This window comes from Streptococcus sp. V869 (assembly GCF_054353515.1).
Genome location: NZ_JBTHHW010000001.1, coordinates 143026 through 154214, shown reverse-complemented (window position 1 = coordinate 154214; position 11189 = coordinate 143026). Strand labels below are relative to the sequence as shown.

The window sequence follows — 11189 nt, the reverse complement described above, 5'->3', positions numbered from 1 at the left end:
TATCTTGTAGTTGATGAAATTGTAGATGATATAGGAAAGCCAAGAACAATTGTATACCTAATTAGGCAAAAGGCTATAGAACACTTAGCAGATGTATTTACTACAGATTGATTTATACCTATGTAAAAACTATAATGTTACATATTTAAAAATAGTAAGGTTTTGGTAAAGTACAGGAGTTTTTATAGAATAAAAAATGTAGAAAAAATCTCAAAAATGGAGAATTAAGAGGTTATTATGGTATAATTTAGGCAGTAATAAATAAGGAAAAAAAGATGAAAAAAATTTCAATCTTTATTGATGACTCAGGGGTTTTCCACTCCAATCATAACTACTTTGTGTATGCAGGTTTTTGCTTTATTTCTGATGAGGACAAAATATCTGCTAAAAAACGCTATCGCTCTCTTAATACAAAAATAAAAAAAGAAAAAGGCGTAGAGGGAGAACTTAAGGCGTCAAACATTGAGAAAAAACATAAAAACGCCCTATATAAAGTTCTTAGAAATGAGATTAGTTTTTCTGTATCAGTAAATTTAAAGCGTGTCCATTCAGGCGTTATGAAAGATAAAAAGTCACGTCAACGATTTAAAGACTATGCTCTAAGGAGAGTAGTGAAAGAATTGTTTAAAAAGTTACTTGAGCAGGGCGCAATAAGTAAAGGCGACGACATTAAACTTTATTTAAATATTGACCAGCAAGGTATAGCTACTAATGGTTTGTATGGTTTAGGCGAGGGTATCCATGAGGAGTTTAAGTATGGTATCAATAACTTTAACTACGGGAATTTTTACCCTCCGATTTTAGAGGGGGAATTCATAGTTTATACAAAATCATGTATCTCAGCGAATGACTACCTTATACAAGCTGCTGACATCTTAGCTAATAGAGTTTGGAATTCTTATGAGAAACAAATAAAAGAGCTGCTAAATATCCCTAATCATATAAATTTAAATTTACCGTAGTTTTTACTTGCCAAAAATCTGCACGTGGTATAAAATGGAATTACAGGTATAAGTACACTGTTTAAACATCTGAAATGTGATTAAAGCAATTAAGTGTATGTTAAGTACTCCACACTCAGATGGAAAAGCACCATTGGTGCTTTTTTTGTAATCTTTTGATACAATATTACTGAGGAAATGAAGTAGAAAAATATCGGACGCACACGCACCTGAAAGGGTATCTGAGAGGCGGGGAATGTCCGTCCCGCCATTTCCTATTGAGGCTGTAAGCCTCTTTTTTAGAATTTTAGCAACTGAGAGAGGGCTAAAAATGAGTGAACAACTTTGGAACTACCTACGCTCAAGAGTTCAGGTAGTAACTAGTGACGGCGAGGTCATAAATGGTTTTGTCACAGATTTTATTGACGAAATGGACAATGATGAACAGGATGAAATCACTATCCTCATTGACAATCCTAGACCTGATGAACCAACTGAGATTTCTCTCTTTGAGAGCGAAATTATCTCAATTAAAGCAATCTCTTAGCGCATAGAACAATCTAGGCACTTTTGCCTGCCTTACTTGAAAGAAAACACTACGGAAAAGGATTTAGATTTATATGGCAATATTAGATGATTTACAAGCGTTATACGATAATGGTTGGGACGCCTCTTTTGATTATAATGGTCAAGCTTGTGGGATTTTCATTAATTCTATTCATGATATTGTAGTGGTTATGGGAGATAAAGAATACCAGGTATCATCATTAAATGAACTGATTTCTTTAAAAATTGACGATAATACTTTAATAAATATTATGGATGGAGTTGAAGTGCAGTATTATTAAAATAAAAAGCACCCATGAAAGGTGCAATTTACTTACGTACTGAACTCATTAATTTAATTCCCCTTTGTGTTTCCTATACTTATTTAAAAATCATAAAATATGGTAGAAACAGGGCAAAAAACAGAGCAGGCTTAGGCCTGTTTTTCTGTACCTTTTAATAGGGAGATGACAAAATCTTATTTTTTCCTATTCATAATCTCTTAATTTACCCGTTTTGTACTGTTCAACCAATTTCCAGAGATTATGAGTAGTTAAATCTGGTACAAATGAATACCATTTATTAGACACGAATAACTCAACTAACATATCAATTGCATATTTGAAATTTAAAATCTCATCCATTTCTGTAATACTATAATACAGTTTATCATGGCAAGAGTGATAAATAATCAAATTCAGCATATCATCAATGAAATCAAACTCTAGTTCTTCTCCTTCGCGAAATAATGTTAGATAAAAATTATATTCATCACGACAAAAATTAACAGTAACATCAAAATCCGCACCTGTTTCAATTTCGATATTTACAGTCTCTAAAATTTTTTTACATAAATACTCTTTATAAACTTTCATATAATAACTCCTTCTATTGTTTATTTAGTTTTAAAAATATAATGAAAGGTGCTACTGTCTGGAGGGCCAAGTTCATATACTAGGCCTGTAATAAAAAAAGCATATGTTTTATACATATGTAACCTCCTTTGTTTTTCTCTCTATATATAGTCTGCCACAAATTTCAAATTATAAAAATAAAAAATTAAAAAAACTGATAACGGTATTGTTTACTTCTCAATTTTTTTGTACTTATACCTCTTTCTCTCATCCCTCTGTTTTTTTGCGATTCTGATTTTTCTGTGTGTTTAGCGTTGACAGAAACGTATGTGTAAGTCACGCTAAACACACAGTACTAAGAAAAAGTGAATATCGTAAAAAAATCTTATCCTGATTTTTTTGTTTTGTTTTTTGTGGCATACTAATATTATAGAAATAATTGATTGAGTAGAGACGTAACTAATATAGCTACGTTTTTTATTTTTGAAAGGAGGTAGCTATAGTGGAAACAGCAGGTTTAAGCTGGGTTAGGAAAGAACCAGTTTTGTATTTTATTTACTAATAAAAAATAAATGTATAGATAATGAAAGTAATGTCAATAGCAGTTTTAAAAAAAGTTTTTTGAACATAACAAAGTAAATAATAAAAGTATAGAAACGAAAGTAAATAACAAAAGTCTAAAAATAGAATACAAAAACTAGCTTAACTCGGTCGCTAAATTCAAAGCATTTAAACCTGAAAAAGACTAAAAAGAAAAAACAACAGATCTTATCTGTAAGATGGAACTCTACATCTTATATAAATTGAGTCAACTTGTCATGTTGTAAAATGACTTGGTTATCTTCTTAGCCATTAATTAAGAAGCGCCCTCAGCAAAGGGAAGATACTACATCAGTGAATACAAGCTTTATGTCACTGCACTACTTCAACTTGAATTAAAAAGACCTTAAGAATTTTCTTAAGAACTTCTATAAAAGTAGAAAATCTACAATAGAAAGGAAAGAATTATGGCAAAGAAGAAACGTAGTCGTGCTGAACGAAGAAAAGCTAAAGAGAAAGCTAAGAAACAACAGATGGATTTTCTAACAACTTTTGAGGGCAGGAAACAATTCGTCCAATCAAAAGGATTGACTAATCTAGTCACGCGCTTTAAAAAAGGAAAAGGTATCAAGCGAAATGAATCCAAAAAAACGGGAGAGGATATTCATTTAATTCATACCGATCGAACTCTCCATAACTACGCTGGTTCCTGGAGCAGATTCGCTTCCTTTGTTGCTACAACTGCTACTGCCGAAGATTTAGAAGCTCTTGATAAATCTAATGATATAGAAGGATGGATTGACTTAGTAAATCAATACTTAGAACATTGTAAGAAATCAGGTCTTTCTGCTCCAACCCAGTCAACCTATAAAGCAGCATTAGCCAAAGTTTTAGGAGTACCTTCTACCGCTTTTATTGCAACGGATATTCGATATCGAGCCGACAAAAAGAATAATCGTTTGAAGTCTAATGACGACAGGATGTCTGGAGAAACAAATATTCGCTGGTTTTCAATCGTATCTGCCACTGGGCTACGAAAAAATGAATTAATGGCTATTACAGGTGATTCTCTATACCAACGTGAAGATGGTCGATATTATCTTAAAATCATTGGTAAAAAGCATAAAACAAAAGGAGCACGAGATCGTTGGGTTCCGATTATTACACGAGACAAAGAAGAATTAGAGAGGCTTGTTGAAGAATTTAAACTAGCTGGAAAAAAGCGTGTGTTTCAAGTTCCATCTGCTTTAAAACCTCATAAATATCGTGCTGAATACGCAAAGCGTCTTTATCTTCTTGTCGCGCGAGATCCTAAAGACATCAAGGATAAAAGGGAAAAAGTTTATCTAAGAGGGGAATTAAAAGGTGTTGTCCTTGATCAAAAGGCTTGTTTAATTGTATCACGTGCTCTCGGACACAATCGACCAGAAGAGTTTCAAAAATCCTACGCATATAAATTAATCGCACAAGCAAACTAATCAGCACTTCTAAAAATAATGGTATATCTCTTATTGAAATAAAAAAATTTTTTAGTAGGTAAGTACCTACTTTTTCCCTTCAAAACCTTGTCACTACGCGCTTTTTAAAGCAGTCAAAATTTTGAGTGTATTTTATTTTTAAAAATTTTTTTCATTTTTTAATTTATTTTTCCTAAAAATGGGCGTTTTTTTCAACATTTGTGACATACTAATAATAGGAGGTGAGATAAATAAATAGAAGCTAAAAAAATAACTAACTTTTAGAAAAAAATGTTGATCTTAGCTAAAACAACATACTTTATCAAAATAGCATGTGAAAGGAACTTAATAGTATGGCTGGAAGAAAATTAACACCGGAAGAAAAGCAAAGACGTTTAGAAGAAAAAATCAATAATGAAAATATTATATTAGAGGCTTTTTCATCAATGTCTTGTTTTGTTGGAATAGATAAATGTAAAGTATCCCTACAGGATTTTTCTTTAGAGCGTGTAGAAATAAAAAATTTAAAGCAGGATAGTTCTTGTAATCTAAAAACCTCTATAGACGGAAAGATACGTAGTTTAGATATAAAATCAGAATTATTCGGTAAAATTACTATTTCTCTTGATACATCAGATTTTAAAGTACCCTACTGTTACATTGAATTAATCCATGGAGGTTTAAATTTCGAAACAGTTGGTATTGACGACATTAAAAATAGATTAACAAACGCAATCGATTTTATTAAAAATAATTACGGTATTATCATTACATACTCGACTGCCCTCTTTCTCGAAATTGAACTTGCTTATACTATTGCCTTTGATAAAACTCCAAACCTACAGCTCAGAAGTTTTCTACACAAATGTCTTTCATCAGGAAACCCTCCTAATTTTGGAAATGAGAAAAGTAAAAAGAACAACTATGACTATCCAATTTTGAGTTGTAAGATTAGTAATGGAGAATTAACTGTTACTTACGATAAAATTGAAAAAGCAAAAAGAAAAGGACAAATCAGAAGAAATGGTTCAAAACTAGATAATATTAATGTCCAAAGATTTGAACTAGTATTAAAGAAAAATATAATTAAAAAATTTTTGGGAACCAATTCCTTAGATTTACTGAATGATGCACTATTGATAGAATATTTGGAAACAAAACTTCATTCAACAATAAATGTGTACATAAAGTTAATTGAAGAATCAAGTATAAAAACTGGAAAAGCGATTCAAGATGTTTATAACAAATACGGTCCTAAAAATTATATTAAAGAACTTTTTAATCAAGCAAATAATCATTCTCTTAGATTTTTGTCTCCTTTGGTGTTAGACGAAGAAATTATAGCATTGACGAATATTGCTCCTTTCAAAAATAAAGGTAGAACCAAAAGAAAAATAATAGAATCCTTCCAAAATAGTGAAAAAAAATATTCTGAAAAAAACGAGACTGGATTAATGATTACTTGGCACGTTCGAGATATATTTAAGCTTTTTTATAAATCACTAGACGTTGCTAGAGAAAAAGGTTTAGGATGTCATAAAGATACTACATCGACTCATACATATAAACACGTTTTAAAAGATTATTCATTAGATTATAGAAATAACATTTTCGATGAAATTATAAAAACTAATACTAGAAATCAAAAAAATAAAATTAGAAATCATGTTTTAAAAGAATTCCCTGATAAATATTTAGATGTCAATAAAAATAATAAAAATAATAAAAAAAAATAAAGCAAATTAAATAATAACTTTTTTATATTTATGGCTGTAAACCTTGATATAACAACAAACATACATTTATATGTAAACAGTTTGAGTTTAATATTTGAGAAAGGAAATAGAGATGTGTGAATTTTTTAGAACAAAAAAAGAGCTTGTTTCCAAACTTTGGTCGGTGTCAGAAACAAACTCAAAATATACTAGTAATAATATCTATTACCTATTTCTATTATCTCAATAAAATATAGAAATTTCAAGAGGATTATTAATTATGAAACAAACAATGAACAAAGAGGATTTAATTAAAATGGGTTACAATCCCTATACTGCCATTTCAATTATTAGACAAGCTAAGCTAATTATGGTACAAAAGGGGTATGCCTTTTATAATAATCGACGTTTAGGGCACGTCCCAATCAGTGCTGTTGAAGAAATTTTGGGTGTTTCACTTCACAAGGAGGAATAAATGCCACAATATCAACAGAAAACAAAATTTCCTGGAGTATATTCTGATAAAGACGGAAAATATTTTCTTCAAACCGAATTTAGTCGAGATAGAGTTACTGGGAAACGGGTACGAAAGAAATCTAGGAAAGATCAGCATGGGAACCCATTTAAATCGGCCTCAGATGCTTATAAAGAATTAACTCGGCTGAAACATGAATATCATCAATCTCAAGGTTATTCTAACTACCGTATGAAATATCGGCAATTTATGGAAGACCATTATATTCCATATTATAGAACAACAGTTGAGAACAGCACATTTTCAGTTCGAGAGAAAAATCTTTTGCAGCTTTGTGATCGTTTTGGTGACACTACACTTCGTTCGATTACCCTCGAACAAGTCCAGAAGTTTCGAACATGGTTACTGACTAGTCAAGATGAGGATGGTGCCGGATATTCACAAGGATATGCTAGCCTCATCTTTGGCATGTTTAGGAAATCATTGGACTATGCTTTGCAAATGGGATATGTGGAAAAAAACATTTCTAAGCAATCTAATGCAATTCCTAAAGGGAAAAGTAATGTCCCATATTGGACAAAGAGCGAATTTGAAGCTGTTATTTCCCAAATTTACATTGAAGATGTATATGAACATTTAAACTTCGTGATGATTTGGGTATATTTCATGACTGGCGTACGTGTAAATGAAGGTTGTGCCCTTCAATGGAATGATGTTGACTTTGATAAGCAACGCCTACGAGTTCATCATATGCTTATTGTTAAAAACAAAAAAGAATGGACTCGTAATTCGTTTACGAAAACTAAAGACGGCAAAAGGATGATTAGTTTAGATAAAGATACTATTGATGTGTTAAAAAAATGGCGTGAAGCTCAAAAAAAGATTGGACTAGGACACGAGAACGATTTTATCTTTTCATATGATGGCTTACCTATGCTAAAATCTACAATCTCAAGGATTATTAAAAGGTACGCCAAGATTGCTCACGTAAAGCCTATCCAAGCGAAAGGTCTTAGGCATAGCCACGCCTCACTACTAATTAATGAATTAAATGCTGATGTACTTATTCTATCAAAACGTTTAGGACACTCTTCTCCTGAAATCACCTTGAAACACTACTCGCATCTATGGGATGGCGCTGATGAAGCTATCACTAATGAAATGGTCGGAATTATTAATGTTTCTTTCCCATCTTCTAGCTTAGTACATTTCAACGGGAACCAATCAATTTCAAAATAACATTCCCACCAAAAACCCCACCAAAGAATTACTAACTCCTTAAAAAGCCTATTATATAGCGATTTTCAAGGAGTCTGCAACCGTTGAGTGGGAATAGCATTAATGAACTTAAAAAAGCCTAGAAATCAATATTTCTAGGGCTTTTTATTTTATTTAGACAACAATTTAACTACAAAAGTCTTAAATACTTTATCAAAAAAACAGTAAAACCAACTGGTTCTACTGTTCTAATTTTAAAAGGTTTGACGCTTGGCCTTACGTTCTGCACGCCCGCGAGCACGACTTTCTGCTCGCTTAGCTTTGCGACGTTTTTCATCTACTGCCCATTTAATTTTTTTCTTATAGCCTGGTTTAACTTTTTTCTTTTTCTTTTTAACCAAGCCAATCATTTCGATGTCCAGTTTTTCCTGTTTTTTCTCACGATTAGCACGGCGATCTCGATCATAGGTATCTTGGAATTCTCCATCTTTGACGACTTTCGGAGTAAACTTGATCCCCAATTTCTCCAATTCGCGAATATCTGAGTCATCACTAGGCTGGTAGAGGGTAATGGCTGTACCTGGCAAACCATTACGTCCAGTTCGTCCAACACGATGAACAAAGAATGACAAGTCCTGTGGGATAGCATCATTGATAACATGGCTGACACCTTCGATGTCAATCCCACGCGCAGCTAGGTCAGTCGCAACGATGTACTCAAAATCAAGATTTTTCACCTGATTCATGATCCGTTTGCGTTCACGAGGAGCAATATCTCCATGAATCTTAGCTACTTTTAGACCTTGTGCAGTCAGGTAAGCATGCAATTCATCTGCACGTGTTTTTGTATTCACAAAAATCATGGCAAGATACGGTTGCATGACTTGAGTCAATTCATAAATCTGAGCATTCTTGTCACGCCCCTTGGTCGAAATCAACCAGTTATCAATGGTATCAGAGATAACGGTTTTGGTCTTGATTTTCTCCATGACAGGATTTGACAAATATTTCTTCAAGAATGGTTGCAGTTTTTGTGGGATAGTCGCTGAAAAGACCATAAACTGCAAGTCTTTTGGAAGGCTTCCTGCAATCTTATCAACTGTCTCCAAAAATCCCATATCCAAGGTCATATCTGCTTCATCGACAACAAAAATCTTAGCCTTGTGGATAGCCAAATCACCTGATTTTACCAAATCATAGATACGACCTGGAGTTCCGATAACGATATGGGGCTGATTGCTGGCAAGTTTTTCAATCTGACGCGCCTTGTCTGTTCCACCAACATAGTTGGCAACACGAATTTCTACTTCAGAATGTTCCGCAATCTGGCGAGCTGCCTGGTAAATCTGAGTCGCCAACTCACGACTAGGAGCTGTGATAACGGCTTGTACACTATCACTTTCTTCATCTAGCTGTTGGAAAATCGGCAACAAGAAGGTATGGGTCTTTCCTGAACCTGTTTTTGATTCACCGACCAAGTCACGACCTGCCAAGACAATAGGAATCAACTTTTCTTGCACTTCGGTAGGCGCCGTAAACTTCAACTCTTCCAAAGCTTTTTCTATATATTTCTTAAATTTAAATTGTGTAAATGACATAATTTCCTCGATTCTATCTATCTTCTCATTATACCATAATTTAGTTTATTACAGGGAGGGATTTCCGTCAAGGGTAATCGCTTGAAAATTCCAAGGACAAGCATACAAGAGAAACACTCCTAGTTACGATGAACAAGGAGTGTTATAGGATTACTTGAGCTTCCACTCGTCTCTCAGCCAATCACAAAAATAGTGATAACGTTCCTTAAGAGCTTCATGATGCCCATAAGCATCAAATGTGCAATAAGTCGAAGGGACTTTCTCTGAAATCAGATCATGTAGATTTCTGGCATAAATAGGAGCCTTAGACAGACGATTGGAATGATTGGCACCTTCTGTCTGACCATTTTGCAGATAAATCAGGCTTTGGCTCTGTATCAGGTCATGTTCCCCACAATATTCTGTAAAGTCTGGATACCAGAAGGAACCACAGATAGAAAAGATACAGGTCGCAGGAAGATAACTACTATAGAGACTATAGACGGCAGCAAGACCACCCAGTGAATAGCCACCATAAGCAATTCTACTTTCATCAATCAAGTAGTCTTTCTTTAGACTTGCTATAATACCTTGAAAGAGCTTTTGATGGTATTGGTCTACCTTACCACCAAAGTTTGGTGCCCCTTCTTTCAAAGCATCAGCCTTCCAAGGTGTAAAGTCATCCAGACGATTTTCTGGAATCAAACCCACCAAAATCACAGATTGGGATAGGTCTGACAAATAATCCAGTTCCCCATCATTTAAAAGCACAACTGGATAGGCTTGTTTAGAGTCATAGTTTGAAGGAAGGCTGACCCTAACCTGAATTCCTTCCCAGTTAAACTCCTTATTTCTTGATAAAGTCATTGATTTTTTCAAGTGAATCAATCACTGCAGGACCGTAGTCCATCAATTCATCGTAAGAGATGGTCATGATTTTTTGATTCTTGATTGCTGGTACATTTTCCAAAACAGTGTTTGCCTTCATCAAATCCACTGCTTTTTCATCCAACTTTTGATTACGATCGCTAGTTACATAGATAATCAACTCTGGATCCATTGATACTAGATTTTCCAAGGTCAAACCAGATGTTCCTGTTGCAACATTGGTATAACCAAGTTGGTTAAGCAAGCTTTCTTGAAGGGCTGACTTGTAGGCACCAAAGGTTTCGTCATTGTAGGCAACCATAATTAAAGCTTTTTTCTTTTCACCTTGTATTTCTGGGTTGGCTTTTTTAACCGCATCGATTTTAGCTTGCAATTGCTCTGCGTATTGGTTGGCCTTGTCTTGAACATTGAAAATAGTACCAAGATTTTTCACGTCTTCTACGATATTTCCCAAATCCTGTTGAACATTTGAAAGTGAAGCTTTTTGCGTATAAACAGGGATTTTATTTCCATTCCAAGCACTAATCGTTCCCATTGACTTTTCAGAGAACATCATGTTGCGCCCCATCAAGGCATCAGGTTCATAAGAAAGAACCGTTTCTTGTGAGACTGATTTCTTATCCCCAATATGAGGGATGGCTTCAATGGCATCCTTGTATTTACCAGTTACAGCATTATCAGGATTGAGCATGCCGGCAATTTTATCTTTCAAACCAAGTTCAAGTAGAATTTCAGTTGTTGAAAGGTTGTTGGTGATGACCTTCTCAGGGGCCTTTTCAAAGACTTGCTCGACTTCGTTTCCTTTGGCATCGTATGTTTTTATAGTTACAGGATAGCTTGTTTCTGTAGCAGATTTTTGACTAGCTTCTGTTGTAGCTGGTGCAGTTGCTGTTTCTTTAGATGTGTTGCTACAAGCCGCCAAAGATAGGGTAGCTACTGTTACGAGCAAAATACTGAGTGATTTTTTCATGTCAATTT

Annotated in this window: 11 protein-coding genes; 7 read left to right on the top strand and 4 right to left on the bottom strand. The window is 34.0% G+C overall.

Annotated elements, in window-relative coordinates; translation table 11 throughout:
* Positions 1-275 precede the first annotated feature (275 nt).
* The 3 genes from ACXYSN_RS00810 (at position 276) to ACXYSN_RS00800 (ending at position 1789) form a co-directional block, all read left to right on the top strand.
* Positions 276-962 carry a DUF3800 domain-containing protein gene (locus ACXYSN_RS00810; protein WP_023023252.1) on the top strand — a complete coding sequence of 229 codons (687 nt, stop codon included), beginning with the start codon at positions 276-278 and terminating at the stop codon, positions 960-962.
* Positions 963-1272: 310 nt separating this feature from the next.
* Entirely contained in the window at positions 1273-1488 is a 216-nt protein-coding gene (locus ACXYSN_RS00805; RefSeq protein WP_042507510.1) for a hypothetical protein, read from the top strand.
* A gap of 73 nt (positions 1489-1561) precedes the next feature.
* Positions 1562-1789, top strand: coding sequence for a hypothetical protein (locus ACXYSN_RS00800; RefSeq protein ID WP_023023254.1), 228 nt, complete (start codon positions 1562-1564; stop codon positions 1787-1789).
* Positions 1790-1975: 186 nt separating this feature from the next.
* Here the strand turns inward: ACXYSN_RS00800 and ACXYSN_RS00795 are convergent, their stop codons facing one another.
* Positions 1976-2362, bottom strand: coding sequence for a hypothetical protein (locus tag ACXYSN_RS00795; RefSeq protein WP_458635826.1), 387 nt, complete (start codon positions 2360-2362; stop codon positions 1976-1978).
* Positions 2363-3348: 986 nt separating this feature from the next.
* Here ACXYSN_RS00795 and ACXYSN_RS00790 point away from each other — a divergent pair.
* The 4 genes from ACXYSN_RS00790 to ACXYSN_RS00775 all read left to right on the top strand — a co-directional run bounded on the left by ACXYSN_RS00790 (position 3349) and on the right by ACXYSN_RS00775 (position 7767).
* Positions 3349-4359 (top strand): site-specific integrase, encoded by a 1011-nt coding sequence (locus tag ACXYSN_RS00790; RefSeq protein ID WP_458635825.1) that lies wholly within the window; start codon positions 3349-3351, stop codon positions 4357-4359.
* Between the two features lie 332 nt (positions 4360-4691).
* Positions 4692-6074, top strand: coding sequence for a hypothetical protein (locus tag ACXYSN_RS00785; protein WP_458635824.1), 1383 nt, complete (start codon positions 4692-4694; stop codon positions 6072-6074).
* A gap of 259 nt (positions 6075-6333) precedes the next feature.
* Positions 6334-6528, top strand: coding sequence for a DUF3173 domain-containing protein (locus tag ACXYSN_RS00780; protein ID WP_023023259.1), 195 nt, complete (start codon positions 6334-6336; stop codon positions 6526-6528).
* On the top strand, positions 6529-7767 hold the full coding sequence (locus ACXYSN_RS00775; protein ID WP_023023260.1) for a tyrosine-type recombinase/integrase: 1239 nt from the start codon (positions 6529-6531) through the stop codon (positions 7765-7767).
* Positions 7768-8000: 233 nt separating this feature from the next.
* Here the strand turns inward: ACXYSN_RS00775 and ACXYSN_RS00770 are convergent, their stop codons facing one another.
* From ACXYSN_RS00770 to ACXYSN_RS00760, 3 genes are all read right to left on the bottom strand, one after another.
* Entirely contained in the window at positions 8001-9344 is a 1344-nt protein-coding gene (locus tag ACXYSN_RS00770; RefSeq protein ID WP_373113059.1) for a DEAD/DEAH box helicase, read from the bottom strand.
* 150 nt (positions 9345-9494) lie between these two features.
* Complete coding sequence (locus ACXYSN_RS00765) at positions 9495-10190, bottom strand: alpha/beta hydrolase-fold protein (protein ID WP_458635823.1); 696 nt, start codon at positions 10188-10190, stop codon at positions 9495-9497.
* The gene (locus ACXYSN_RS00760; RefSeq protein WP_458635822.1) at positions 10171-11181 is read right to left on the bottom strand and encodes an ABC transporter substrate-binding protein; all 1011 of its coding nucleotides are present in this window, start codon (positions 11179-11181) and stop codon (positions 10171-10173) included. The genes ACXYSN_RS00765 and ACXYSN_RS00760 overlap by 20 nt, the downstream gene beginning before the upstream one ends.
* Between the last annotated feature and the right edge of the window lie 8 nt (positions 11182-11189).